Origin of the sequence: Marinobacter sp. 3-2, assembly GCF_003751355.1 — a bacterium.
Taxonomy (GTDB): Bacteria; Pseudomonadota; Gammaproteobacteria; order Pseudomonadales; family Oleiphilaceae; genus Marinobacter; species Marinobacter adhaerens.
Genome location: NZ_RJUQ01000020.1, coordinates 72,134 through 97,489 on the forward strand (window position 1 = coordinate 72,134; position 25,356 = coordinate 97,489).

Annotated in this window: 30 protein-coding genes; 17 read left to right on the plus strand and 13 right to left on the minus strand. The window is 57.8% G+C overall.

Features of this window, described 5'->3' with window-relative positions:
• The first annotated feature begins 242 nt into the window (after positions 1-242).
• The 3 genes from EDB94_RS20060 (at position 243) to EDB94_RS20070 (ending at position 3,402) form a co-directional block, all read left to right on the plus strand.
• Positions 243-1,754 carry a fibronectin type III domain-containing protein gene (locus EDB94_RS20060; RefSeq protein ID WP_260312643.1) on the plus strand — a complete coding sequence of 504 codons (1,512 nt, stop codon included), beginning with the start codon at positions 243-245 and terminating at the stop codon, positions 1,752-1,754.
• Positions 1,755-1,843: 89 nt separating this feature from the next.
• A complete protein-coding gene (locus EDB94_RS20065) occupies positions 1,844-2,080 on the plus strand; it encodes a hypothetical protein (protein ID WP_108019372.1) in 237 nt (78 codons plus the stop codon).
• On the plus strand, positions 2,077-3,402 hold the full coding sequence (locus tag EDB94_RS20070; RefSeq protein WP_108019370.1) for a sensor domain-containing diguanylate cyclase: 1,326 nt from the start codon (positions 2,077-2,079) through the stop codon (positions 3,400-3,402). Before EDB94_RS20065 ends, EDB94_RS20070 begins: the two co-directional genes overlap by 4 nt.
• Before the next feature lie 46 nt (positions 3,403-3,448).
• On the opposite strand, the gene EDB94_RS20075 is transcribed toward EDB94_RS20070, so the two are convergent.
• The 4 genes from EDB94_RS20075 to EDB94_RS20090 all read right to left on the minus strand — a co-directional run bounded on the left by EDB94_RS20075 (position 3,449) and on the right by EDB94_RS20090 (position 6,379).
• Positions 3,449-3,877 carry a hypothetical protein gene (locus EDB94_RS20075; protein ID WP_108019369.1) on the minus strand — a complete coding sequence of 143 codons (429 nt, stop codon included), beginning with the start codon at positions 3,875-3,877 and terminating at the stop codon, positions 3,449-3,451.
• Positions 3,878-3,997: 120 nt separating this feature from the next.
• On the minus strand, positions 3,998-4,726 hold the full coding sequence (locus EDB94_RS20080) for an anti-sigma factor domain-containing protein (protein WP_108019368.1): 729 nt from the start codon (positions 4,724-4,726) through the stop codon (positions 3,998-4,000).
• Positions 4,723-5,331, minus strand: a complete 609-nt coding sequence (locus EDB94_RS20085; protein ID WP_108019367.1) for a sigma-70 family RNA polymerase sigma factor — start codon at positions 5,329-5,331, stop codon at positions 4,723-4,725. The genes EDB94_RS20080 and EDB94_RS20085 overlap by 4 nt, the downstream gene beginning before the upstream one ends.
• A 91-nt stretch (positions 5,332-5,422) precedes the next feature.
• The gene (locus tag EDB94_RS20090) at positions 5,423-6,379 is read right to left on the minus strand and encodes an AraC family transcriptional regulator (protein ID WP_260312644.1); all 957 of its coding nucleotides are present in this window, start codon (positions 6,377-6,379) and stop codon (positions 5,423-5,425) included.
• Positions 6,380-6,536: 157 nt separating this feature from the next.
• On the opposite strand from EDB94_RS20090, the gene EDB94_RS20095 reads away from it, so the two are divergent.
• Together EDB94_RS20095 and EDB94_RS20100 are read left to right on the plus strand one after the other, a co-directional pair.
• A complete protein-coding gene (locus tag EDB94_RS20095; RefSeq protein ID WP_108019365.1) occupies positions 6,537-8,150 on the plus strand; it encodes an FAD-dependent oxidoreductase in 1,614 nt (537 codons plus the stop codon).
• A 58-nt stretch (positions 8,151-8,208) separates the two neighbouring features.
• On the plus strand, positions 8,209-9,867 hold the full coding sequence (locus EDB94_RS20100; protein ID WP_108019364.1) for an acetolactate synthase large subunit: 1,659 nt from the start codon (positions 8,209-8,211) through the stop codon (positions 9,865-9,867).
• Between the two features lie 15 nt (positions 9,868-9,882).
• Here EDB94_RS20100 and EDB94_RS20105 read toward each other — a convergent pair whose 3' ends face one another.
• From EDB94_RS20105 to EDB94_RS20115, 3 genes are all read right to left on the minus strand, one after another.
• The gene (locus EDB94_RS20105) at positions 9,883-10,608 is read right to left on the minus strand and encodes an SGNH/GDSL hydrolase family protein (protein ID WP_108019363.1); all 726 of its coding nucleotides are present in this window, start codon (positions 10,606-10,608) and stop codon (positions 9,883-9,885) included.
• A gap of 24 nt (positions 10,609-10,632) precedes the next feature.
• Positions 10,633-10,965 (minus strand): SMR family transporter, encoded by a 333-nt coding sequence (locus tag EDB94_RS20110; protein WP_014576437.1) that lies wholly within the window; start codon positions 10,963-10,965, stop codon positions 10,633-10,635.
• A gap of 97 nt (positions 10,966-11,062) precedes the next feature.
• Positions 11,063-12,088, minus strand: coding sequence for a DUF2235 domain-containing protein (locus tag EDB94_RS20115; protein ID WP_108019362.1), 1,026 nt, complete (start codon positions 12,086-12,088; stop codon positions 11,063-11,065).
• 455 nt (positions 12,089-12,543) lie between these two features.
• Between EDB94_RS20115 and EDB94_RS20120 the strand changes: the two genes are divergently transcribed.
• From EDB94_RS20120 to EDB94_RS20135, 4 genes are all read left to right on the plus strand, one after another.
• Positions 12,544-12,840, plus strand: coding sequence for a hypothetical protein (locus EDB94_RS20120; protein ID WP_108019361.1), 297 nt, complete (start codon positions 12,544-12,546; stop codon positions 12,838-12,840).
• Positions 12,841-12,984: 144 nt separating this feature from the next.
• Entirely contained in the window at positions 12,985-13,395 is a 411-nt protein-coding gene (locus tag EDB94_RS21035) for a GFA family protein (protein WP_108019360.1), read from the plus strand.
• Between the two features lie 244 nt (positions 13,396-13,639).
• Entirely contained in the window at positions 13,640-14,011 is a 372-nt protein-coding gene (locus EDB94_RS20130; protein ID WP_108019359.1) for a hypothetical protein, read from the plus strand.
• A 41-nt stretch (positions 14,012-14,052) separates the two neighbouring features.
• The gene (locus EDB94_RS20135) at positions 14,053-14,301 is read left to right on the plus strand and encodes a DUF1272 domain-containing protein (RefSeq protein ID WP_108019358.1); all 249 of its coding nucleotides are present in this window, start codon (positions 14,053-14,055) and stop codon (positions 14,299-14,301) included.
• A 33-nt stretch (positions 14,302-14,334) separates the two neighbouring features.
• On the opposite strand, the gene EDB94_RS20140 is transcribed toward EDB94_RS20135, so the two are convergent.
• Positions 14,335-15,534: an MFS transporter gene (locus tag EDB94_RS20140; protein WP_108019357.1), complete on the minus strand. Its 1,200-nt coding sequence runs from the start codon at positions 15,532-15,534 to the stop codon at positions 14,335-14,337.
• Positions 15,535-15,655: 121 nt separating this feature from the next.
• On the minus strand, positions 15,656-16,504 hold the full coding sequence (locus EDB94_RS20145; protein WP_108019356.1) for an MOSC domain-containing protein: 849 nt from the start codon (positions 16,502-16,504) through the stop codon (positions 15,656-15,658).
• 265 nt (positions 16,505-16,769) lie between these two features.
• Here EDB94_RS20145 and EDB94_RS20150 point away from each other — a divergent pair, with 265 nt between their 5' ends.
• On the plus strand, positions 16,770-17,228 hold the full coding sequence (locus EDB94_RS20150) for a hypothetical protein (RefSeq protein ID WP_108019355.1): 459 nt from the start codon (positions 16,770-16,772) through the stop codon (positions 17,226-17,228).
• A gap of 31 nt (positions 17,229-17,259) precedes the next feature.
• Here EDB94_RS20150 and EDB94_RS20155 read toward each other — a convergent pair whose 3' ends face one another.
• Entirely contained in the window at positions 17,260-17,661 is a 402-nt protein-coding gene (locus EDB94_RS20155) for a GFA family protein (protein ID WP_108019354.1), read from the minus strand.
• Positions 17,658-18,263: an NAD(P)H-dependent oxidoreductase gene (locus EDB94_RS20160; protein ID WP_108019353.1), complete on the minus strand. Its 606-nt coding sequence runs from the start codon at positions 18,261-18,263 to the stop codon at positions 17,658-17,660. Before EDB94_RS20160 ends, EDB94_RS20155 begins: the two co-directional genes overlap by 4 nt.
• A 110-nt stretch (positions 18,264-18,373) precedes the next feature.
• Here EDB94_RS20160 and EDB94_RS20165 point away from each other — a divergent pair, with 110 nt between their 5' ends.
• From EDB94_RS20165 to EDB94_RS20185, 5 genes are all read left to right on the plus strand, one after another.
• Complete coding sequence (locus EDB94_RS20165; RefSeq protein ID WP_108019352.1) at positions 18,374-18,733, plus strand: helix-turn-helix domain-containing protein; 360 nt, start codon at positions 18,374-18,376, stop codon at positions 18,731-18,733.
• Between the two features lie 125 nt (positions 18,734-18,858).
• Positions 18,859-19,245, plus strand: coding sequence for a GFA family protein (locus EDB94_RS20170; RefSeq protein ID WP_108019351.1), 387 nt, complete (start codon positions 18,859-18,861; stop codon positions 19,243-19,245).
• Complete coding sequence (locus tag EDB94_RS20175; RefSeq protein ID WP_108019350.1) at positions 19,242-20,456, plus strand: serine hydrolase; 1,215 nt, start codon at positions 19,242-19,244, stop codon at positions 20,454-20,456. The genes EDB94_RS20170 and EDB94_RS20175 overlap by 4 nt, the downstream gene beginning before the upstream one ends.
• Positions 20,453-21,388, plus strand: a complete 936-nt coding sequence (locus EDB94_RS20180; protein WP_108019349.1) for a M14 family metallocarboxypeptidase — start codon at positions 20,453-20,455, stop codon at positions 21,386-21,388. The genes EDB94_RS20175 and EDB94_RS20180 overlap by 4 nt, the downstream gene beginning before the upstream one ends.
• Before the next feature lie 77 nt (positions 21,389-21,465).
• Positions 21,466-21,852, plus strand: coding sequence for a phosphate-starvation-inducible PsiE family protein (locus EDB94_RS20185; protein WP_108019348.1), 387 nt, complete (start codon positions 21,466-21,468; stop codon positions 21,850-21,852).
• On the opposite strand, the gene EDB94_RS20190 is transcribed toward EDB94_RS20185, so the two are convergent.
• Positions 21,849-22,658, minus strand: coding sequence for an ABC transporter substrate-binding protein (locus EDB94_RS20190; RefSeq protein WP_260312645.1), 810 nt, complete (start codon positions 22,656-22,658; stop codon positions 21,849-21,851). The genes EDB94_RS20185 and EDB94_RS20190 overlap by 4 nt on opposite strands.
• Positions 22,659-22,825: 167 nt before the next feature.
• On the opposite strand from EDB94_RS20190, the gene EDB94_RS20195 reads away from it, so the two are divergent.
• Positions 22,826-23,134 (plus strand): hypothetical protein, encoded by a 309-nt coding sequence (locus EDB94_RS20195; protein ID WP_008170638.1) that lies wholly within the window; start codon positions 22,826-22,828, stop codon positions 23,132-23,134.
• Positions 23,135-23,161: 27 nt separating this feature from the next.
• Here EDB94_RS20195 and EDB94_RS20200 read toward each other — a convergent pair whose 3' ends face one another.
• A complete protein-coding gene (locus EDB94_RS20200; protein ID WP_094182554.1) occupies positions 23,162-24,253 on the minus strand; it encodes a TauD/TfdA family dioxygenase in 1,092 nt (363 codons plus the stop codon).
• A gap of 174 nt (positions 24,254-24,427) precedes the next feature.
• On the opposite strand from EDB94_RS20200, the gene EDB94_RS20205 reads away from it, so the two are divergent.
• The gene (locus EDB94_RS20205) at positions 24,428-25,351 is read left to right on the plus strand and encodes an ABC transporter substrate-binding protein (protein ID WP_108019347.1); all 924 of its coding nucleotides are present in this window, start codon (positions 24,428-24,430) and stop codon (positions 25,349-25,351) included.
• Positions 25,352-25,356: the final 5 nt, after the last annotated feature.

Below are 25,356 nucleotides of genomic sequence, written 5' to 3' on the forward strand. Positions count from 1 at the left end.
TGTAAAAAGACTCGTTAAAACAATGGCCTATGCTCGGGGGTTCGGGCTCCATGCTGTAACCTTCCATCACAACGTGTATCCCTCCGTAAACGCCAATTTTCTGACGTAATCCCGCCGAAAAATCCGGAACTGCGCCGCATATAACCGAAAACTGCCGCTGTAAGATTCGCTCAAATCCGTCAAATAAATGGTGTGAGTCAATGTCAAATTGCGGCAAAAAATTAACGAAGCAAGGACTGCTGATGTTACCTGCGGTCGTTCTGCTTTCGGGCTGCGGTCTGGACATTACGAGTGAAGAGAGCACCACGGCGGCGCAGGCTGCTCCCGCGACGCCTGAGCCCACAGTCCAGATCGCCGGCGCGGCCGTTAAAGGAATCATTCAACAAGGCCTGGTGGTTGCAAATCGGCTTATTGCCGACAAAGACGGCTACTACGCCCCGCAGCGTCAGGCAGCCAAACCGGTATTAACCGCAGACGATGGCAGCTATACCTGGCAGCTTCGCGGTAAGGCCGAAGGCTGGGCGCTGGTTGAGCTTTCTGCGGACGGCGGCACTCGCATGGTCTGTGACGTTCTGCCCCAATGCGATCAGGCCGGTGCCGAGCCAGTGCCGTTTGGGCAGGTAATGCCGCTGGATAGCAACTTCAGTCTGTTGGGTGCTGGCGATTTGCGGAACGAAACGGTAAACCTTACGCCGCTCACCCACCTGGCTGTAAAACTGGCTGAGCGCAGTTCAGAAGGTCTCTCACCGACAGCGATTTCCAGCGCTTACACCACCGTTGAAAACTGGTTCGCCCTTCCGGCCGGTGCGTTGCGCCTGACTCCCCCCGACCTGACGAATCTGGACGGAATGACCGGCGTAACCGCCGATGCCATTCAGGTGGCGATTGCCAATGCGTCATTCCTGGCGCTGGTCAATGACAACGCCCAGTGGGATTCGATTTCAGCTGTCCTGGATGACGTTACTTCACAGGTCAGTGCCACCGGCCAGATCAGCGTTATGGGCGATGGTACCAACGTGGCACTGGCAGATCTTGTCAGCGCGGCGGCCTTGCAGTCCTCAGAATTGCAGAACGTGGTGAATTCAAGCGTCATTAGCCAGAAGCTGGTGGTGGTCGAATACCGCAATGTACAGCGCTTCAAAACCATTGCCGATGTTAACGAAGAAAGCAATGCCGACGTCGCCGATTCCGGTGATACCACCGACGGAACCACTGGCGGCGATGAAACCGCTGGAACTGATTCCGGCAGCACCACTGACACCTCAACCGATACCAGCACCGATACCTCGACCGATACCTCAACAGGTTCAACCGACGAGCAGGTTGCCGGTACAACTGAGCCCGATACGTCAGGTGACTCGACGTCAGGCGGTGATACAACCACCGATACAACGACTGATACAACCACCGACGAAACCGTAGCGGACACAGGAACAGACACTGAAACCAGCGAGCCCGTCACCGAGACGACGCCTGAGGAAACCGCTCCTGCAAACACAGCACTGCTGAGCTGGACCGCGCCGCTGACCCGCGAAAATGGCGACAGCCTGGCCATGGGTGAAATTGCAGGCTTCGAGGTGGTCTACGGTACCAGCGCTGAAAACCTCGACCAGAGCCTGGCCATTGGTGACGCCTCCGTCGACGAGCTGCTGGTTGATGAGCTGACTGAAGGCACCTGGTACTTTGCTATCCGTACCCTGGACACCGATGGTAATCGCAGCCGGCTGTCTGAAGTGGTCTACAAACAGATCTGATTTGGCGGTAAAAGGCAGCGACCCCCTCTGGGGGCTTCGCTGCCAGCCTGCTACTATGTGCTGGTCCATTGCTCCATACCAGGTACATCATGGCCGGTTCAGACTACTCCCGCACTCTCCTTGAAGTGATCCCTGACGCCAGAGACGGCTTTACCCGCACTGAAAGAATCATTCTTTACGTCCTGCATGAAACTCAGAAAGAGCTGAAGGGCCGCAATGTCCCGACCGCCATGCTGTATGGCAGGGTGCTGGAATATGTGGACATGAGCGAGGCGGATCTTCATCTCTATCTGGACCGCCTGGGCGTAAAGGGAGACGGGATGTGACCATCGATTTCAGTCCTCTCTATCCCAAGCTGGTCAATCTCATACTCGACACGATCTTCGTGGTGGACGAGTCTGGCCAGATCGTTTTTGTCAGCGAAGCGTGCCAGCGGTTGCTCGGTTACTCGCCTTCGGAAATGATCGGAACACCGCTGCTTAACTACATTCACCCGGAAGACCAGGAGCGCACGCTGGCTGCTGCCCGCAGGGTAATGAGTGGGCACACCCACACGGACTTCGAAAATCGCTACCTGCACAGGGATGGTCATGCCGTGCATATCCTGTGGTCGGCTCGCTGGTCTGAGGAAGACCGTCTCCGGATTGCGGTGGCTCGGGATGTCACCGCATTGCGACGGGGAGACCAGACCCGCAACGCGCTCTACCGGATCTCCGAAGCAGCTCACGAGGCAGAGACGCTCCGCGATTTGTGCGATGGTGTTCATTCAATTATTGGTGAGCTTTTCCCCGAGTCCGATCTCTACCTGGGTTTCAATCAGTCGCACTCCGGTCGGCTCAGCTTGCCCGACTGGCGCACGAAGAGCGGTTGGATCGACTGGCAGGTGGCCCCGGGATCGGCTCTTGAAGACGTCATCCATACCCGAAAATCGTCTATGGCAGTGCGGGATCCGGCGCATCCGGGTTTGGGAATGCACCCTCAAACCGGCTCGGAGGTTGCCAACTGGCTGGGGGTGCCTCTGGTTTTTCACGAGTCCACCATGGGCGTCCTGGTTATTGAGCGTGGTACAGCGGCCGTGTCCTTTGATGAGGCCGACAAGTCACTGCTGGAGTTCGTGGCAACCCAGGTTGCGACGGTTGTAGAGCGCAAGCGTTCGGAAGAAAACCTCCGATTCCTGGCGCATCACGACGGGCTTACCGGGTTAACCAATCGTTCCCTGTTCTACGATCGCCTGGAGACCGCGCTGCGATCAGCCAGCCGGAACGAGGGGCGGCTGGCGCTGCTGTACCTCGATGTGAATGACTTCAAGCAGATTAACGATACGCTGGGTCATGAAGCCGGCGATGAACTGTTGATCGAGATGGCCCAGAGGCTCAGGGACTGCACCCGTGGGACAGATACTGTCGCGCGGATGGGCGGTGATGAGTTTACTGTTCTGCTCACCGATGTTCATGGGCGTGGGTCAGTTGAGAATGCCATAGCCAAGATTCGCGAAATTTTGAGTTTGCCGGTTGCCATCGGTGGCAAAACGGTTCGCGTTTGCTGCAGTATCGGTTCGGCCGTGTATCCGGAGGATGGTGAAACCGCCCGGCTGTTGTTCAGCAAGGCCGACGCGGCCATGTACGCGAGCAAGCGTCAGTCAGAGTAGCGCTGGCTGCATGCGCCAGATGTGCAGGCAGCCAGACCGTGGGCGATTATTTCGCGGTAATGGTCGACATCACCAGCTTGCCGTCCTTTTTGATCGGGCCGTCTTCCTTGGCGCCCAGGGTGTATTCAAAAATACCGGTTTTCATCCCGCCGTCTTCGCTGTGAACCATCAGCATCAGCATGTCACCGGATTGCACTTCCTCGGTCAGGATGGCGGCGACGTCCATGTTCATGCCTTTGCGCAACGGCGCGTGGGCGACAACAGGGCCCGGCTTCATGGATTCGTCGGTGCGGTGAACCACCAGCCACCCATTCTGTTCGGCAACCACCTTTCTGGCAGATACAACGCCGTTGGCAACAGACTGATCGTTGGTCCAGACACCGGCCTTGTGTTCAGCGGCCAACGCTGAACCGGTTGCGAAAGCGCCGGAAACCAGGGCGGCCAGAAGTGCGGAAGTTTTTGCGTGCTTGATCATTGCGTTCTCCTGAGTGTCAGTGTTTCCCGCCCGTTGGGTTGTTTTTGGGCGGGTTAACTGCAGCTACGGGAGCCGATGCGCAAAGTTTCAGGCACGGAAGATTTTTTTGGCACCTGCCTATTAATTGTTTCCGTCGGTGGGGTAGAGGTAACCGTGAATCGCCGGTCCCGTGGGCTGTCCGGTGGGTGAGCCGCCTTCGGGCTCGACGCTGATGCCGAACGTGGCCTCCTTGAGCAGGGCAGGGTCGTAATTGCTCAACGCCCCTTCATCCAGCGCGAAATCGTTGCCCAGAACGCCCACGGAGCGGGGGTTTGGGCCTAGCTCGTCGGCCTTGATCCACAACTGATAGGATTTTCCGGGTCTTGGCTCGGCGGTGACCGGCCGGATGTTGAGCCGTTGCTCCTTCAGGTCCACCGTCAGCAGGAAGGCCGGCTGCTCATCGTTGTTCTGGAAAACCGCAACAAACGACTGGGCTTGAGGCTCGGGCTGCGGCTGGAACGCCAGAATGGCCACGAGAACCAGGGCGGCCGCCGAGGCAATCGCCGTGCTCCAGCGCCAGCGGTTCAGCTGGCTGCGCAGCGCAACCACGTTTGACGTTTCGGCAGCCTCTCGAGGCGTCGATTCCACCCGGTCCAGAGCCTTCTCGATTTTTGCGAACAGCGCCGGTGAGGGCTGAACGGGCTCGGTTTCCTCGGCCAGCTTACCCAGGCGCTCTTCCCAATGAAGAATCAGCGCTTCTACCTCCGGGTCCTCATTGCGTCGGCTTTCAAGATAGGCCCGCTCCGAGGCTGGCAATGTGCCCAGAACGAACTCTGCAACCAGCATGTCCAGGTCGTCGCGTTCAGTCATGATTCGAGGCACCTTTTGAGCTGTTTCAGGGCGCGGTGAAGCCAGGTCTTTACCGTGTTGACCGGCTGTTCAAACTGGCTTGCCAGGTCCTCCCGGGACCATCCGTTAAGGTAGGCCAGGCGCACCATGTCCTGTCGGTCTTTTTCCAGTTGGTCGATGCAGTGATTCAGTTGAGTTGCCGCCCGCTGGTCTTCCAGCTGTTCCTGAGCTGATGTCTGCCGGCCTGGCATCTCATCCAGCTCGTCGCTGTTCGTGGTGCGTCCGGCGGGGTGTTTGCGCAGCTCATCAATGGCACCGTTACGGGCAATCGACACCAGCCAGGTAATCGGCGAGGATTTGCCGTCCTGAAACTGCTCGGCTTTTTGCCAGATCTTGAGATAACTGTCCTGGATAACATCGTCTGCCCACCCTCTGTCTCTGAGGATACGCAACACGGTGCCCAGAAGTTTCGGCGCTGTTGCCTGGTAGAGGAGGGCGAAAGCCTGGCGGTCTTTTTGAGCGACGCGGTGAATCAGCTCAGCAATACGCTCCGGGGTGTCTGGGGGCGCCTGAAAACTCTGTGCATCATTGGGATTGTCTGGGAGCTGATCGGGGTCAGGCTTCATGGGGCCTCAGGCTTTAATGTCTGATCAGCAGGTTACTGCTTGGACTGCTTATGCTCAACATGAAATTACGCTGGCGGTGTTACCCTGCATGTCAGTTTGGGCCGGATTCAGCCTGATTTCGCTGCTTGCGCCACCGCACCGGTGGCATGCCGGTCCAGCGTCGGAATGCACGGTAGAATGTGCTGACTTCCGCAAAACCCAGCGCTTCGGCGATTTCCGGCAGGGAAGAGGAGGAATCGGCAACCGCCTGCAGGGCCTTCTCTCGGCGTACGTCGTCGACCAGCCCATCAAAGGTCTGGCCCTGTTCCCGGAGCCGCCGGGCGAGGCTCCGTTCGCTGATGCCCAGGGCCTCCGCGGCGTCTGCCCGGCGTGGCAGAACCGGGCCTATCCGGGCAGTGAGCCATCTTCGTATTTCCGGCACCGAGGCACTGTTTATAGAGAGCGCGGCCAGGCGGGCGGTAGTGTAACGCTCGTGCACCTGCGCGAGCTGAGGATCGGCCTGGGGCAAGGGCTGGTCAAGAACGGCGTTGTCTATCTGTACACCGCTGAACGCCTGCTCGAATTCAACAGGACAATTGAACACGGTCTGGTACCCGGCCAGCGGCCCCAGCCGGGGTTGGCTGAACTGCACCCTGGCCGGTTGCATTCGGGTGCCTGTAACCCAGCTTCCAAAGCCGACCACCGAAGCCAGCACCGCCTCGATCTGATGGGGACTGAATGCAAGCCGGCCCTGTCGTGGATGGTAAACCAGCCAGGTCGCGGCGTTGCCGGCGACCACCTGGAAACGCCCACCATCGGAGATCAGCCGCTGAAAACGCTGAACCATCACGATGGCCTCCCGCAGGGTGGCCGCAGACTGCAGTGCAAACCCAACGCCACTGATGCTCATCGGGGAGAACTCCGCACCCACTTTCAGACCAAAACCGGGGTCACCGGTGCAGCGTTCGGCAGCGTGCCAGAGCCGGGTAATATCGTCGATCGGCCAGCGCTCCAGTTCGCAGGCAGAGTGCGGAATACCCGCCGCAGCCAGCAGTTCTTCAGCTGGCAAAGACAGCCTTTCCGCAGCACCGATCACGGTGTTGACCCAGCCAATGGAAACTGTGGCCTCTATTGTCAATTTTGTTGGCCTCTGAAGTCAATTTTAAAGCCATGGTACCGGTATATCTTTAAAGCTGACAACTCATTGCGATCAGGTCGGATGCGATATGGCCAAGGTGATTTCCTCGGATATTCTGGTGGTCGGCGGCGGGCTGGCCGGCATTGTCGCGGCTCTGGAAGGCTTGCGCGCCGGCAAGTCGGTAACCCTCGCGGACCGTGACACGGAAGAACGCATGGGTGGCCTGGCGCTGTGGGCCTTTGGCGGCATGATGCTGGTGGGCACGCCACTGCAGAAACGCATGAAGATTGCCGACACACCGGAAATCGCCCTGGAAGACTGGCTCAGCTTTGGCGAGCTGGCCCCCGACGATGAATTGCCTCTGCAGTGGGCCCGTTACTACGTGGAGCATTCACGCTCCGAGGTCTACGACTGGCTCAGCAACGAAGGCATCAAGTTCCTGCCCGCCGTGAACTGGGTTGAGCGCGGCCGGTTCGGCGATGGCAACCGTTTGCCCCGCTACCATGTGGTGTGGGGCACCGCCAGAGAACTGGTGCGTTGCCTGATGACGGCGCTGCACCGGGAGAACACCAGCGGCAAGCTCATACTTCTACACCAGCATCGCATTACCGAACTGGACCACGAAGCGGGAAAGGTCAGCGGCGCCCTGGCCATCAACGAAGCCACCGGTGAGGAAGTCCGCTTCGCGGCGTCGGCCGTGGTTCTGGCCACTGGCGGCATCAACGGCAGCCACAAGGAATGCCGCGCCAACTGGCCGGTGGATCGCCCGCAGCCCACCCGCATGTTGAATGGGGCCCACCCCTATGCCGATGGCCGCATGCATCACTGGGTGGCCGACACCCTCGGAGGCCGGATTACCCACGCTGGCGAAATGTGGAATTACGCGGCCGGTTTTCCGCATCCGTACCCCCACTTTCCGGGCCACGGCCTGTCCACCATTCCCTGTAAATCCGCCCTGTGGTTGAACCATCGGGGCGAACGGATTGGCCCGGAACCCCTGGTGACCGGCTTCGATACCCACTGGCTGTGCCAGCGCGTGGCCGAACAGGAAAAGCCCTGGACCTGGCACCTGCTTAACTGGCGCATCGCCGCCAAGGAATTTGCCATCTCCGGCGCCGAGCACAACGCCCGCATCCGGGATAAACAGTTCCCCCAGTTTGTGAAAGAGCTGTTGCTGGGTAACCACGCCCTGATTCGGCAGATGCGGCATGAAAGCCGGGATTTCCTGGTGGCGGACAGCCTGACGGATCTGGCAGGCAAGATGAACGCGCTGACCTGCTCCAACGACATCAGCCCGGCAACACTCAAGGCCACCGCGGATGCCTTTGATGCCAACTTCGCGGCAGGCACCAGCCTCCACGACGACCCCCAGATCCGGATGATCCAGCATGCCCGGGAATGGAAGCCGGACCGCCTGCGCACCTGCAAGCCGGCCCCGCTGCAGAAATCCGGCGCTGGCCCCTTTATTGCCATCCGCATGCAGCTGATTACCCGCAAGAGCCTGGGTGGCCTGCAAACCGATCTGCAGAGCCGCGTCCTGGGCACCCACGGGCACCCGGTTGAAGGCCTGTATTGTGTCGGCGAGGCGGCCGGCTTTGGTGGCGGCGGTGCGAACGGAAAACGTTCCCTGGAAGGCACCTTCCTGCCGGGCTGCATCATGACAGCCCGGGCGGCGGTGCGGGCCATCGTAGCCGGAGGCTGAATCCTGTGGGCAAAACACACAACCAAAACCCCGAACCCGGAAAGCTTGGAGAACAACAATGACAAACGGCGCTCAAGCCCTGATGAAAACCCTGGTGGATGCCGGCGTTGAGGTCTGCTTCAGCAACCCCGGCACCAGCGAGATGCACTTTGTGGCCGCCCTGGATGACGAGCCCAAAATGCGGGCGGTGCTTGCCCTGTTCGAAGGGGTCGCCACCGGTGCCGCCGACGGCTATGCCCGCATGGCCGACAAACCTGCCGCCACGCTGTTGCACCTGGGCTGCGGGCTGGGCAACGGCCTGGCCAATCTGCACAACGCCCGCAAGGGCAAGGTGCCGGTGCTGAACATTGTGGGTGACCACGCCACCTACCACGTGAAATACGATGCCCAGTTGCAGTCGGATATCGAGACCGTGGCCCGCAACGTGTCCCCGGGTTTTGTGCGCACCGCCAAGAGCACGGAAACCCTCTGCCAGGATGCCGCCGAAGCCATCGCGGCTGCCCGCACAGCGCCCGGGCAGGTAGCCACATTGATACTGCCGGCCGATGTGTCCTGGGGCGAGGGCGGTGTCCCCAGCTCGCCCATGGCACCGCCTACACCGGAGCCGGCAGACGATGCCACGGTAGAGGCCATTGCCAAGGCCATCCGCTCCGGCAAGAAAACCGCCCTGTTGATGGGCGGCCACTCCCTGCGAGAGCCCAGCATGTTGGCGGCCGCCAAACTGGCCGCCCACAGCGGCGTTACCCTGCTGGCGGAGACCTTCCCCACCCGCATGGAGCGGGGGGCCGGCCTGCCTTACATCGAACGAATCGCCTACCTGGCGGAGCTCGCCACTGTGCAGCTGACCGATATAGAACAGCTGATCCTGGTGGATTCCAAAGCGCCGGTTTCCTTCTTCGCCTATCCCGGCAAGAAGAGCTACCTGGTGCCGGATACCTGCGAGGTACACACCCTGGCCGCCCCGGACCAGGATATTCTGGCCAGCCTCAACAAACTCAACGACGCTGTTGGTGCTAGCCAGGCGCAGCCGAAGCTCCAGCCCGAGAAGCGACCGGGCCGGCCACGGGGCAAGCTGACTGCCGAGAAAGTCTGCAAAGCGGTGGGCGAGTTGATGCCGGAGAACGCCATCATCGTCGACGAGGGCATCACCTCCAGCCTGATGCTTTCGGTGATGACTGCCGGCGCGCCGCGGCACGACATGATCACCCTCACCGGTGGCGCCATCGGCCAGGGCCTGCCCAATGCCGTGGGTGCAGCCGTGGCCTGCCCGGACCGGCCGGTTATCGCCCTGATCGGCGACGGCACCGCCATGTACACCATCCAGGCCCTGTGGACTATGGCCCGTGAGCAGCTGAACGTAACCTCCATCATCTTCAACAACGCCTCTTACTCCGTGCTCAATATCGAACTGGAGCGGGTAGGCGCCGAAGAAGCCGGAGAGAAAGCCAAATCCCAGCTGGACTTGCGGGGCCCGGTGATCAACTTCGCGGAAATGGCTAACGGTATGGGCGTTCACGGCGTGCGGGTACACACCGCCGAGGAAATGGCAAAAGCCCTGGAATACGCCCAGAGAATGCCGGGCCCACACCTGATCGAAGCCGTGATCCCGGAATCCCTGAGTGGGGTAAAACGCCGGATACTGCCGTGGATGCTGCGCTCACTGCCCAGCCTGCCACTGTCGGTGTCCAAGGCGCTGAAGCGCAAGCTGGCGCCCTGAGGCGGGAAGTAAGGGTTAGTCTGGCCGATTGGTGGGGCTGACCCTGTCTGCCAGTGCTTCGGCAATGTAGCGGTAACCCTTCTGGCCGGGGTGATAGCCATCCCTGGCCAGAAGTTCAGGATCGGTAACCACCGGATAGTTCACGTAACGGAAGTCTTCAGGAAACTGGCGAGCCAGACGGATATAGAGGTTATCCAGCTGCCGGGCCCGCCACCCCATAACATGTCGAAGCGGCGAAGGCAGTGCCGTGAACAGATGCATCGGCGGCACGCTCAGAAGCAGAATAGGCCCTGGATATCGTGGCGCCAGCAATTCACGCAATGCCCGCAACTGCTGGCGGAAACGAAAGCGGGGCGTGAAGCCCGTGGTGTCGTTCACCCCCATGCTCAGCAGTACCACATCCGCCTCTGGCAACTCGGCGGTTTCCAGCTTTTGAATCAACGCCCCGAGCCGGATGCCGTTGACCCCGAAGGTATGCCAGGCAATGGTCTGGCCCGTGCGCTCGTGAATCTCCCTTGCCAACTGACTGGCCAGGCCCTGATCGTGGTTTTCAACACCCACGCCGGCCGCCGTGGATTCGCCAATCACCAGGACTCGCCTGGCGGGAGTACCTTCGCCATATTGGCCGCACGGAGATCCCCCGGCCTCCGGCAACCTGGGCGTTGTGCGGCGCGCCTGCTTGCCCTGATAGAGCAGTACCGGAAAGAGCAGGGTAGTCGTCAGCCAGAAAGGGAGATGCATGGGGGCTCCGGTTTTAGCTTCAGGTTAGTGAGCGACTGACTTGGAAAACAGATTGATCACTGCAACACCGGTGATGATCAGCGCCATACCAATCACAGTGGCGGCATCCAGAGCCTGCCCGTAAATCAGCCAGCCGATCAGTGCCACCAGCACAACGCCCATCCCCGCCCAGATGGCATAGGCTACGCCTACGGGAATTTCCTTCAGGGTTAGCGAGAGGAAGTAAAAGGCAATTGTATAGCCGGCAATCACCAGCAGGCTGGGCCAGAGTCTGGTAAACCCTTCACTGGCTTTCAGGCCGGTGGTGGCAATCACTTCCGCTACGATGGCAACTCCCAGAAAAATCCAGCTCTTCACAACTTACAGCCCCCATTGGTGAACAACCGCACGGCTAGACCGAACGGCACTCTGTGGCTGCGGAGTCTATCAAAAACCAGGCCGATAACGCGCGGGCTTATCCCGGCCAGAGCGGTGGCCATTGGCCGTGGAGCTTGTTGTATCGCTCGATCGGCTCGCTGCGGTAGCCGCCGGCATAGCGCTCTTTAACGCTGGGATGCACCCAGGTGCGGTTTTTTTCGGGCGGGGGTATCTCACGCACCAGCTTGCCCAGCAACTTGTACTTGCCCTTGTACTCATTGTGCTGATCGGCGTTGGCGTGGATTGCGGCAGGCAGGGAATCGTTGAACACCAGGGCGTGTTTTTGCGCCTCCTCTTTCAACCACAGCAGGGGGATATCCGCCAGGGTGCGGCCCTGTTTGTCTGGCTCGTAACCCCCGCCGACGTCCGAGTGCACCCCGGCAAACCAGACCTGGGCCAGATCGGTACCGTCTCGCGGGTCCCAGAGCGTGGGTTCGAAATCCTCCCGCTGCTCGTCCAGCGAAAGCGCGTGGCGGGCGACGCGAATGTTGCTGCCGATCTTGCAATCGTAGAACAGGTCCCGATCCTTGATCAGGCCGAAAAAAGTAAAGGGCAGGCCCAGGGCACCCACGGTATCCCACACCCCGACAAACCGGATGGGCGTGCGTTGCTCCAGCGAATATTTCGCCTTCCAGGCCATGGAGTGGTCGCCGTTGGCCTTGTGCTTCTTGGTTTTGTAGAGCTTGAACGCCTCCTCGATCCGGCTGCCGTGTTCTTTTCGCAGAATGCTGCAGTTATTGATCATCCCGCACAGACTGCGGGCCGTGTAGGCACCGCGGCTGAATCCGAATAGGAAGATCTCGTCACCCGGCTCGTAGTTGTGCACCAGAAACCGGTAGCCGTCCATCACGTTCTTCTCCAGCCCGTACCCGGTGGCGCCGGCCCGAAGTGAATCGTGGTAGGAGCCAATGCCCCAGTCATAAAACACCACCTGCTCCACCCCGTTACCGTCGGTAGGCCGGATGGCGCGGGCAAATTGCAGAACGTTGGTGGGAAAGTCCTCACCCAGGATTTCCTCCGGGCGATTCCAGGTGCCATCAAAGCAGACAGCAATGCGTTTCATGGGAGTGACCTCCAGTCGTGTTGTTTCCCGTTGCTCCACCTGGGAACCGGGGAGCAACTTTGCCCACTCTCCGGCGAATGGAAACGGCCGGTACATCCTGTTTGGTGGGTATAGATGAGTATCTCAGGTATGTGAGTGGGAGGGTAGTGCCGACAAGCTGGAGTTATACGCACGCGTTCCCAAAACTCCAGATGTCAGATGAGAAATGCCGGTAACTATCTGATAGGGTTGGAAAGTGAAGGAAATCTGGGCGGAGTTATACGCCTATAGCGGGAGCAGGAGTGGCTCAGGAGAGCGCGTATAACTCCGGCGGTAGCCGTGGTAATTGATGCTCAAGATGCTGTTTTTAATAGAGAAGCTCATTTTTTCCTGAGCGTGTTTGAATGGAGTTTTACGAACGGGTGATATACGAACGCGTTCGTATAATTAGCTGTTATGTGTAAGGAAAGCCGAACATGGAAGAGATAGGCGCAGGCATATTTGGCTGGCTGCTGAAATTAGTCGGTTTAGCTGCAAGATCAATGGTTTGGCTCGTCGTTGCGGCTTGGGAATACCTTATAGTGAATTTGGCCTGGTATTTCGGTTGGCCTATTTGTCGGGTACTGAGCGTTGGGCAATTTCCGAAAGCGGAGATCGGCAATGGTGATAATGCCTCACTGACGGAAGCAATTTTGGTTTGCTTGGTTGGTTTAGCAGTACCGTTCACCATTGCGGTGCTCCTCGCTCCGTGGGAGAACTTTGGTGCGTCGTGAATGCATGCCACATAACCAGTCGCTTAAGTATGTTCCCGGCCTAGCGGCCGTCCACCGGACGCCACTGACGTGGCGCCGCTTAGCTCAGCGTTATGCCTCACTGCACAAGAACAACATCACTGTTCAGCTCGCGAGGAAATGACAATGAACCAAACTGGTCAATGCTTGTGTGGATCGATTAAATACGACATTACAGGCAGCCCAAATTTAGTGGCTGTTTGTCATTGCAGAGATTGTCAACGCAGTGCTGGGGCACCACTTGTTGCTTGGGCTATGTTTCCTGAATCATCGGTCAAGGTCATCGCGGGTGTGCCGAAGACAATCAATTCATCCGGCGCTGCTATGCGTTCGTTCTGTCCAGAGTGTGGCACAGGGCTGTTCTACCGAAATGCCGATGTTCTGCCAGGTCTTATTGACGTTCAGACCGCCACTCTCGATAACCCGAACTCGCTACCACCCGCGGTCCAGATTCAAACGGCCGAGCGCCAAGCGTGGGTTCCCCACCTCGGCACATTAAAGGCTCATGATCGGTTTCCATCGGGCGACGAGGAGTGACGCGTAACAAGTGATAGTAGCTTGTTTCGGGCCTTCTACCCTCCACCGGACACCCATTTAGCTGCGCTACATGGCCGCAGCTAAACAAAAGCGCTAATCTTCTTAGCTGCAGATTTAGTCATTATTGGCAGCATGAAATCTGCTTGAAAAACGTTTGCTAAGGAAGGCTTACTTGGCGATAGAACAGTAGACTGGATTAGCAGCCAATTTATGGTTTCAACACCATTGCATGGGACCTAGATGCATGGAAAAAGGTCTGAGATTTGGGCGTGCTTTCTTGTTAACGTCTATCGCACTATTCACCAGTGCATGTGATCAACTGTTCACTGACCCACCTTTTGATGCAGACGGCAAGCTTACCAGCGCCGAGCTGGACCATTTTTTGGTGGGAATGAAAGAAGCGACGAACATCAGTGAAAAGGTGTACAACTGCATCAAGACACAGGCTGATCGTCGCGCCGAGATCGCTGGTGATCCGGAAACCCTCGATCCTAAATCGCTGTCGCTACCAGAGGAAAATTGGGTGCCTTTGGATAAGTCAGACAAACGGCTTATTTTGGCCCAGCTTGTCGTGACCGAGGCCAGCGTGTTCTGCACCACAGGGCGAGAAATGTGAGCGGCTAGAAATAGTACAAATTAAGAAGTACGGAGAATTCTATGCTCGAATTAAGACCCAATTGCGAGTGCTGCGACAAGGATCTGCCGCCGGACTCCAGTGAGGCAGTCATCTGCACATTCGAATGCACGTTCTGCCAATCGTGCGCCTCGGGTATTTTGGGTAACCGATGCCCCAACTGTGGTGGTAATTTCTCACCCCGTCCGATTCGCCCTGCGTCACTGCTTGGTAAGTATCCGGCGTCAACCAAACGTGTCCTTAAGGCCGGTGGTTGCAGTGCCAATTCATAACCAGTCGCAGTAGTACGCGCCCGTTTGCCGGCCTTATCGCACTTCTACCCGTTCCCGGCGAATCAGCAGCACCAATGCCAGCGCCGCCAGTGACCCCATAACAGCGGCGAAACTGACTCCCGTCGTCGTCAGGCTGGTCACGGTTGCCATCACGCCCAGGCCGATCACCGGCACCGAGATCGCGATATAGGCCACAACAAAGAAGGCGGACGTTACGGCGGCCTTCTCCGCAGTCGGGCTGGCCGACGCGATTGCACCCATGCCGGCCCGGAACGAAATACCCTGGCCCATGCCGGCAATCACGGCCCCGGTTACGAATAGGGCAAGAGACTGGGAATAGATGCCCAGTGCTATCGGAATCACGCCTAGCATCAGAGACACACAGCCCAGGGGAAGGCGCAGCCGCAGCGGCAGGGCGCCTTGCAGGAACTGGCCCAGGGTTGAGGCGATGAAAATGCTGCCGGCAACAACACCGATCAGCAACCGATTGTCATAGCCCAGCACCTTGCCCATCATCGCCGGGGCGATGGAGGTGAAGAACCCGCACATGGCAAAGCCCGCAAATCCGGCAATGGCCGCGGGAATGAACACGCCGCGAACTTCCGGTGGCACGCTCAGGCGCTGGATAGTCAGTTTTGGGTGGGCGGGTTTTGAGACAGTCTCCGGCGCTGCCCAGATGCAACACACGGCCAGCAGGGCCATGGCCGAGTGCACCAGAAAGGTCAGGTGCAGTGGCCAGGGCAAATACTCGGAAAGGGCGCCCGCAAGCATGGGCCCGAGGCCAAGCCCGCCCATGTTCGCAGCCGTGGCAAAGAAGGTTGCCTTGTCCCGCCAGTGGGGTGGTGCCAATTCAAGCACGGCCACGGTGGCCGTGCCGGTAAAGATCCCCGCAGACAGACCGGACAGCACCCGGCCGGTGAGTATCATTCCCAGCCCATTGGCCTGCCAGAACACCAGGTCGCTGATGATGGAGCACGCCAGGCCCGCGAACAGCATCGGCCGGCGGCCTATCTGATCAGACCAACGCCCCGTCATTACCAGTGCGGCGATCACACCAAAGGCATAGGCGGCAAAGATGATGGTGATCATCAGATCCGAAAAGCCGAACCTGTCCTGGTAGATGGGGTAGAGCGGTGTCGGCATGGTGGTGCCGATCATGGTCACACTGAAGGTAAAGGCCGCGCCCAGGAATATGAGTAGCGGAAGCCATGGGTGCTGCTTGGAGGAGGCCATGCCAGAGTTCCAATGAACAGTGAGAGAAAGGCCGGTTACACTATCAGATGCGTTGGGCGGAATCGAAGCATCCTGATATCAGAGACAATCGTTCAACCGCTCTTCCCGGGGTTCTGCAGATTTACACGAGGTAGATTTGATCGCCTGCATGGATGGCACCTGTGGCAAGGATATCGCCGTAAACTCCGAGGTTCTGGTCCGCATCACGCACAATACTGCGCAGTATGCTTCTATCTTCGGAAAAGCCCTGTTGTTTCCTCACCACGGCTCCACAACGTGGTGCGGCTTCACCAAGCTTGACGGTGACGTCACCAATTACTAGCGAGCGCCCGAGCCATTCCTGTTCGGCCAATCCAGATATCTCCGGCAACGTTTCAATGATCAGGTTGGGCCGAAACCGTTCCACGTTCCAGTCGGGGCCGGGGTGGATTGATCGCATATGCTTGAGGCTGGCGGTGGTGATGATGTGAAACGGGGACACCAGGAAGAAAGTCCCGAGTAACGACACATAGGTTTGCATCTCGTCAGGCAGATTATCCAGGTCCGGCAGTGGCTCGCCGGGCTCTCTCGCGAAGGTTGCTTTCAATTCAGTCAGCCATGAATGATCATCCCGCTTGAAACGCTGATAGAACTTCGAGTCACTTTTGGGGCGTAATGATTGCAGCTTGCTCTTATGGCCTACCAGTTGGGATATTTTGTCATTCACATCGCGATCAGAGCTTAGTTTAACCTCGCCATCCGGAAAGAGAATTTCCACGGTTTCCGCGTTATCAACGGCCTTGCAACGGCACTGCAACAACTCCGGGCGGAACTTGCAGCTCTGAATCTCCTGGCGGGCAACGTCCTGCACCGCAAGAATCCGATCTCCGGAAACCCCCATTGATCCGATATCTGCCCGTGTTAACGATTCGCCAGCCATTCCTTTTACAGGGTATCGCCATATGGATGAGACGGTCCCAATCCTGATCATCGCTTCCTCCTTATCCGCAATCAAAGTAAATCAGGGAGAAGCTATGGCCCATACGTCATTTACCCCATGCACCAAACTACTTCGAGGGGCGTGGCGTTGAGCTACCAGGCGCTAATGAGCTTAGCGTTACTGGAAGAGAGCGTTGCAACCAGGAGGCAAATGTCTAAGCTGCAGCTAAGAATCAACGGTTACAAATAAGCCCTCAATGGTCCATCAACTGCGTGCCGCACTGCTGTGTTCAGCTTTAAGCACGAAAGGAGAGAGCGTGCATCAATCAGCCGCCGAGTGGATTGTGTCGCTACTGAGGGAAAGGAACATTCCCTTCCTCATTTGTGGCGGGCTCGCCGCAAGGGGATATGGCTCTCAACGCGATCTGCATGACATTGATCTCTTTGTCCCTGGGGAGCACTTTTTGTCTGTGGTCCAGGCAGGGCAGCCGTTTGTATCCAAAGCGGCTGCCCACCGCCAGGAAGAGGGCTGGGACCTGACCTACGTCCAGTTCAAATATGAGGGTGTCAAAGTGGAAGTGGGTAACGCCGAGGCTGCACAAATCTTCGATGCGCAAAATAGAACCTGGATTGCGCTAAGCATCGATTTTTCTCGATACGAGACGGTGCACTTCCTCGGCCTTGAGCTTCCTCTGATGCTGAAGGAGGATCTCGTTTGGTATAAATCCGTGCTCTCAAGGCCGGTAGATATCGAGGATGTCCGGGCCATGCGGTGATGGCCCGCTTTGTGCCGAAACCGTTCAGCTTTTATCGTTTTGGCAATTTATCATCAATGTCGATGATTCGGCGGTCGTAGAAGAAATGCCCGTTTGGCTGGTAAGACTCTGGAAGTGTATTTCCGTTGGTCTTGAGCACCAGAAGCTGTGAAACCAACCTCCAACCCATAGCGTTGGTGTTGTAGAGCACCTCGCCACAATCACGACAAAACACGCGTGTCATCCGCTTGGAAGGGTGTTGGTACGTTCTTACACTCGACTCACCCCTCGTCACCGAAACCTGATCCGCTTCCCAGGCCAGCACAGAGTGATAGGGAACCTGAAGCAGTTCCCGGCAATCCTCACAGTGGCAGAACGCATGGACTTTCGGGGCTCCGGTCACGGTGACTTCCACTTCGCCGCAGTCGCAATGAACTTTATGTGAATCTGTCATGATGTGCTCCGCGGGCTCGGAATCTGCGCCTGTAGATGGGCTTTGAACCGCTCGAAGTCTTGCTCCACCTGCGGGTTTTTCATCACGTCGTAGCAGGCGAAGGTCTCCAGGGCCTCCATGCCGAAGAAGCGGAAATTCATGTGCATGGGGAAGAGCAGGTCGTCCACGCTTCCGCCGCGGAAGAGATACTCATCAGGATTATTGAATGCTTCTTCGGGGGCATTGAAGGTGAGCGATAGCAGGTATTTTTTGCCTTGCAGCGTGCCGCCATTGCCGTAATTTGCCTTGGGTGCCTCTTCGGTGCGGCCATCGCCGTTGCACAACGCTCCGCCCATACCGGCGGTGTAGACTTCATCCATGTATTTTTTGAAGCTCCAGGGCACGCCCATCCAGTTAACCGGGGTTTGCAGCAGGATGATGTCTGCCCACTGGTGGTTTTCCAGCTCCTGGTCCACGTCCCAGCCTATATCGACTTCCACGATTCTTGTCTGATGCCCGTCGGCAGTGAGCAACTCGTCGGCCATCTGGACCAGAGTTCCGTTGAGTTTGCCTTCTGCGAAGGGATAGTAATGGTGCGCATTGATGATGAGAATATTGCTCATCGGAACCTCCATCTGTGGTAACAAATATACCGCTGGTATACTATGGTTACCTGCAAACGGTGATCAATTAGTATACTTTTAGTAACCTGCCTTCAGGTGCTGGAGAAAAGATGGAAAGTCGCGTAGAAACAGACCATTACGGCCGGAAAAAAGTTTTCAATGCCTGCATGGAACCCTGCGCCATCGAGAGGGGCATGCGCATCATTGGCGGAAAATGGACTGGCTCCATCATTTACCATTTGAAAGACGGCCCGGTGCGCTTCAATGACCTTGCCCGCATGCTTGGCGGTGCCAGCAAGAAGATGATTGATCAGCGTCTCAAGGAGCTTGAGTCGCGCGAGATGGTGGTGAGAAAGGTCATCAATGACCGGCCAGTCGCGGTAACCTACGAGCTGACGGAGTTTGGCCGCAGCGCGCTGAAGATTCTTGATGACCTCAGGATTTGGTCAGAAAAACACGATCTCGCATAGGAAATGCTTTATTGGGCGGCACTGGTCTCTGGTGCAGCACTTCGGTCACGAAAATAATATTTACGACTGGGCTACTTGTTCGCGATGTTGCGGGTGTCTCAGTACCAGGCGATAGAGAAAAACCGATGACTGTTCATTCTGGTTCGTGCCTTTGTGGCACCGTGAAATTTGATGTAGAAGGCGATTTCGAGAACTTTTACCTGTGTCATTGCCAACACTGCCAAAAAGATACGGGTTCCGCGCATGCAGCCAATCTGTTTTCACAATCCGCCAAATTGACCTGGCTGGCCGGTGAGGATGCCGTGACCTCCTTTACGCTTCCGGGCACCCGCCACAGCAAGAGCTTTTGCAAGCGGTGTGGTTCCGCACTGCCAGGCATTCAGCTTGAAGGTTTGCTTGTGGTTCCAGCAGGGTGTCTGGACACTGAAGTCTCCATAAAGCCAACGGCGCATATTTTCACGGCGAGCAGGGCAGCCTGGGATGAGGCGCTTGAAGAGGTACCCGTGCAATGACGGAACTCCCACAGGTGGCCGGCCTGTCTACGGAACAGCTTCCAAATATTGAACATCACCTTGACCGTCGCTATCTCCAGCCCGGGAAGCTACCCGGCGCGCTGACACTGGTTGCCCGGCGAGGGGAGATTGCCTATGTGAAAGCCCAGGGGCTGATGGACGTGGAACGCAACAAGCCGGTGCGCCGGGATACGGTGTTCCGCATCTATTCCATGACCAAGCCGATCACGTCTATCGCCATGATGCAGCTTTATGAGCAGGGGCGGTTTTTACTGGATGATCCCGTACACAAGTATATTCCTGCCTGGAGAAACCTGCGGATTTACAAAAGCGGGGTTTATCCGAACTTCCTGACCACGCCTGCATCCAGCACCATGACGATTCGCGACCTGTTCACGCATATGTCCGGCCTGACTTACGGATTCATGCAGCGCACCAACGTTGACGCTGCCTACCGTGAGCTCAAGCTGGATGGCAGCCGGAGTATGTCCCTGGAAGCCCTGGTTGATCACTTGGCAGAGCTGCCGCTGGAGTTTTCCCCGGGCACAGCCTGGAATTATTCGGTCAGCACGGATGTGCTGGGGTATCTGGTGCAGTTGCTGTCGGGTAAGCCGTTTGATGAGTATCTGCGGGAGCATATCTTTGAGCCTCTGGACATGCCTGACACCGGCTTCCAGGTTCGTGACGATCAGCTTGACCGCTTCGCTGCCTGCTATCAGTACCAGGCTGGTGATCAGTTCACGCTGCAGGATGACCCCGAGACGTCTCCCTTCCGGCGCAAGCCCCAGTTTATGTCTGGCGGCGGCGGGCTGGTTTCCACCATCGACGATTATTTCCACTTCGCCCAGGCACTGTGTCAGGGTGGCGAGTTCCGGGGGCGGCGGATTATTGGTCGAAAAACTCTGGAATTCATGTGCCGTAACCATCTGCCCAACAATCAGGACCTGCCGGGCCTGTCTGTTGGTGCATTCAGTGAGACCCCTTTTGCCGGGACTGGCTTTGGTCTGGGTTTTTCGGTAAAAACGGACGTCGCCAAATCCCAGACCAACGGGTCGGTCGGTGAGTACGGTTGGGGTGGCCTTGCGAGCACCAACTTTTTTGTCGATCCCGTAGAGGAACTGGTGATGATTTTCATGACGCAACTGATTCCGTCGTCCACCTACCCCATCCGTCAGGAGCTGCGGGCGATCGTTAACGGAGCGCTGCTATGAACACAGCTTCAACACCCTATCCAATCGGCACCCCTGGCACTCCTTGGGGCGAGGCAGAGCGCGCCGAGTGGTTGTCACAACAGACCCGTCATCGCAGTTACGAGGCGGAGGTGTTGAGTGTGATCGAGCGCCTTGGCGCGCGGTTTGATGTGGAAGAATACGGCGGGCTGGATTACGGCCCGGATTATTATCCGCTGAAGGCGATTCGCAGCCGCGACTGGAACAACGACCTGCCCGTGGTGCTGATCACGGGCGGCGTTCACGGTTACGAAACCAGCGGCGTTCATGGCGCGCTTGAGTTCCTCGATAAGCACGCGGCGGATTATGCCGGGCGCGTGAACCTTCTGGTTGCGCCCTGTGTCAGCCCCTGGGCATACGAGCGCATTCATCGCTGGAACCGGAACGCGATTGATCCGAACCGCTCGTTCCACGAGGACAGCCCGGCCGGGGAGTCTGCCGCGCTGATGCGGTTGGTGGCGCCTGTGCGTGAGCATGTTTTGATTCATATCGACCTTCACGAAACCACCGATACCGACGAGTCGGAGTTCCGCCCGGCGCTGGCCGCTCGCGATGGCAAGCCATTCGAGCCGGCCGGCATTCCCGATGGCTTCTATGTGGTGGACGATAGCGAAAACCCGCAGCCAGATTTCCAGCAGGCACTGATCAAGGCGGTGGAGCAGGTGGCGCACATTGCACCGGCCGACGAGAAAGGCGAGATTTTCGGCTCTCCGGTGGTTGCCCGGGGCGTGATCCAGTATCCGCTCTCGCAGTGGGGGCTGTGCGCTGGCATGACCCGCGCTCCCTACCGGACCACCACCGAGGTGTATCCCGACAGCCCCCGTGTAACCCCCGAGCAATGCAATGCCGCGCAGGCCGCGGCGGTTTGTGCGGCGATTGATTACGGGTTGGCTCATCGCGGAACCGCACTTTAATCAATGTGATCGGCGTTGGCTGATTACTTGGCTAGACTTTCCGAAGAGACGTACCCTAAAACAACAAGGCAAACCCCATGGATTCTTCCGAAAAGAAGTTGGCGCTCGGTCTTTTTCAGATAATCGAGCGCATTCTGCTGTTCCTCGTTGTATTGATGACTCTTGGTGGGGTGGCCTTCGAACTTCACTCTCTATACGCCGCCCAAAGCATCAATCTCGCAGATATTCTGCTGATGTTTCTGTATCTGGAGGTTATCGGCATGGTGGCGGTGTTCTACTCGGACCGTCAGTCTGCGTCTGTTTTCCCGATTTTCATTGCTATCACGGCACTGGCGCGACTTATCATCCTGCAAGGCAAGGATATGGCGCCGGAGAATATTCTCTTTGAGGCCATTGCGATACTGATCCTCGCTATTGCCGCGGTAGTTCTGACGCGCCTCAATCAGATGCGGAAATCCGATTAGCTCGGTTCTGATAAGTAGGGCTGGGCCAGGGCCTCAAGCTTTTCTTCTCTAAGTTCGCCAATGGCGTTCCATATTTGCTCGGCAAGCTCAGGGTTAGCCGCTTTAAACTGCCGGGACAGCATCAGGTAGTAGGGTTTGGTTTTCAGGGGTGGGTCGATCCGGACAATGTCCGCTAATGGGCCAGGATTCTTGCTCAACAGAAAATCCGCCGTAACCGACTGGAGGGCGACAGCGTCCACCCGCTTTGCGACCAGCAACTGGAGGCTTTGCCTGGAACTGCGGACCTTCAATACCGACACGCCCAGGTTCTCCAGATCGTTCACGATGGAATAACCCAGCGGCGCGCCGATCTCGAGATCGGGATCTGCAAAGAGCTCGCCGTTCCATCCCAGCTCAGCATTTGGCAGGGCGTATAGATGGTAGCTGATGGTAGTCAGGCGACGTGAGGCGTCTACCTGACCATTCTGCCGGGGATACTCGCCTATGCGGGTGCGTGCATCATTGTAGGATGCATTGAATATTCCATCCACCTGGCCGGTTTCGAGCACTGCCAGGCATCGTTTCCAGGGATAGCGGCTGAACTTGATCCGCAAACCCGGTACCCGCTCTTCCAGCAGTTTGACCAGTTCCACCGCTGCGCCGGGTCTCTCCAGAACCTTCTGGGTGTCGCCCATGTAATAGGGGAATTGCGTTTTATCTTCGTAGGCAACGTGCAGGACGGTTTCCGCATGGCCAATTCGGGCTGGGCTCCAGAGAAGCAGAGTGGATAGCGCGAGAGCGAGAACTGCATGAAGACACGCTTTCATGGGCATGCTCAAAAGAGTGTAGAGACAGGAATAGCTTAGTTTGTGGCGAGGAATTTTCAATACATCTTTCCATTGAGACCGGCAGCTCTGGCATCGGGCTGGAATGTATAAGACCATGCTATCCATACTTTCGAAAAGAGGCCATTGCGGCCCGGGAGACCTGATCAATGAAGTACAAGAGTCTTGGGTTTTTGTTGGCGGTTGGCGCTTTGACGGGCTGTCAGACGTCCTCTCATGTTTCTTCCGCAGCGATGGATGGAGACGGCATTACCTGTAATGAAATCTACCAGGCATTTTCAGCCTATGAGAGCGACCGGCAATCCGCTGCGGCCTGGGCCCAGCTGGGCACCCTGATCAGTCCCAGTGCCGGGAACTACGCGGATATGGGCGTGAAAACCGCCGCCAAATACTACGATCAGATCAAGGCGGCAACGAATATCTCTCTCGCTGTGCGCGGTTGTCAGCCGGTGCAGTGACGCATGGCCGCATGCAAAACGGGTGAATCAGTTCTGCATGCGGATATCGTCTTTCCACCGGAAGCCCACGCCACCGGCCTGCCATACGCCGTCTTTGTTGAACGGGTGGGGGCCGGCCATGTTGATGTATTGGGGTAGCCCGAAATGGGGCGACAGGTTTCGCGGTGCCTTGATGGTAACCCGGTCCATGATGCGCAGTCCCTGTTGCTCTGCCGGCAGATGCGCTTCTGGCGCGGCGCGGTGGGCGACGGCCCAGTTATCGATAAATAACAGATCGCCCGTTTCATATTCGTAGCGAATTCCGTAACCACCCTCGAAGGAATCGTTCAGCAGATCGTTGTAATCGTTGAACAGTTCCTTCATGGCGGCCTCGTCCAGCAGGTGGAAGCTGTCCGCGGGTGCGGGCAGGGTCTTCAACTGGTCGAGCGTCAGGCCTTCTTCCGGCAGGCGCTCCAGCACGGCGCCGGTCATCCCCAGATGCAGCCAGACACTCTTGCGACCGGAAATCGGGTGGGTGTGAACCACGGGGTGGGTCACACTGGATGCGGAGTTTACCGACACCAGTCGTTCCCAGAAATCCTGTTTCTCCGGAGGGAGTGCGTCAAAGGCCGCACCCTGGTGCGCGAAGTGGGTACCGCCGCCATTCTCGGGCGCACGGGCCATGTAGTAGGCGCTGTGGGAGAAGGTGGCGGCTTCGAAACTGCCGTCGTTGTGCCATTGCGGGCCAACGCCGAGAATGCCCTGTCGGCCGTCATTGGAGCAGCGGAAAATATGCCGGTTGCGGCCGGGTGTTGCAGGATGAACACCATGGGTGGAATGGATCTCGCGCCCGCCCCACCATTTGCAGGCTTCAATCAGTTCATCGGGGGAAAGGCCGGCCTGGTGCTTGAATACGATGAACCCGCGATTCGCCATTTCCTCTTCCAGGGCCTTGATAGCGGGCTCTGGCAGCTGGTTGCGCACGTCGGATCCGTAGATCTCAACGCCGATAGGATCCAGTGGCTTGAGGGTTAAACCTTCCTGTTCGAGCAGTGCCACGTTATCAGGGTTCAGGGGCGCTACGGTGGAGGTGGGTTCACGGGTCTTTTCCAGGGTCTGTGCCATAACCTTCACTACCATGCTGCTCGCTTTTTAGACAGCCTAACCCGTTGGCTTTCCGGATTTCAAATACGATGTCCGTTCCGCCCGATTTCCGAGCTGGCTTCCTGCGGGCCGATGCCGGCAAGACCAAATCCCGTTTGCCTTCGTAGATGCGGCCTCTAGACTGATAGTGGTAACCAAAAACCGAGAGGAATGGCCGTGACTCCCAAATCCCTTTTGCGCCGCACAGCGGCATTGATAGCGTTCGTGATGTCCGGATCGGTAATGGCTGCTGATCCCGTGGTGGTGTCCTCCAAGATCGACACCGAAGGCTCGGTGCTGGGGCAGATGGTATTGCAGTCCCTGGAGGGGGCCGGTATTCCGGCTGAAAACAGGCTCCAGTTGGGGGGCACCAGCATCGTCCGCAATGCGATCAAGGCCGGCGAAATCGATATCTACCCCGAGTACACCGGTAATGCTGCGTTCTTTCACGATCAGGCGGATCGGGATATCTGGAAAGATGCGGATAAGGCCTACCAGGAGGCTGCTCGCCTGGATAAAGAGGCACATAACATTGTCTGGCTGGAACCCGCCGAAGCAAACAACACATGGGCTATGAGCGTGCGGGGCGATCTGGCGCGGGAAAATAACCTGGCCACACTCGAAGACCTTGCGGATTACATCAATGAGGGCGGTGCCTTCAAGTTTGCGGCCAGCGCCGAGTTTGTGGAATCCGCCAGTGCCTTGCCGGCGTTCCAGGAGGCCTATGGCTTCAAGCTGGAATCCGACCAGCTGTTGATTCTTTCCGGTGGCAACACGGCGGCGACATTGCGCGCGGCGGCCCTGAATAACAACGACATAAACGGCGCGATGACTTACGGCACCGATGGCGGGCTGGATGCGCTGGATCTGAAGGTAATGGAAGATACCGCAGGCGTTCAGCCGGTGTATCAGCCAGCGCCGATCGTGCGTGGCGAGGTGCTGGAAGCCTATCCGCAGATCCGGGAAGTGCTGACGCCGATCTTCGAATCGCTGGATCTCGAAACGCTGCAGCGCCTGAATGGCCAAGTGGCGGTGAACGGGGTACCGGCGGATACCGTCGCCCGGGATTACCTGGATTCCCTGGCCCAGGACTGAGGTTT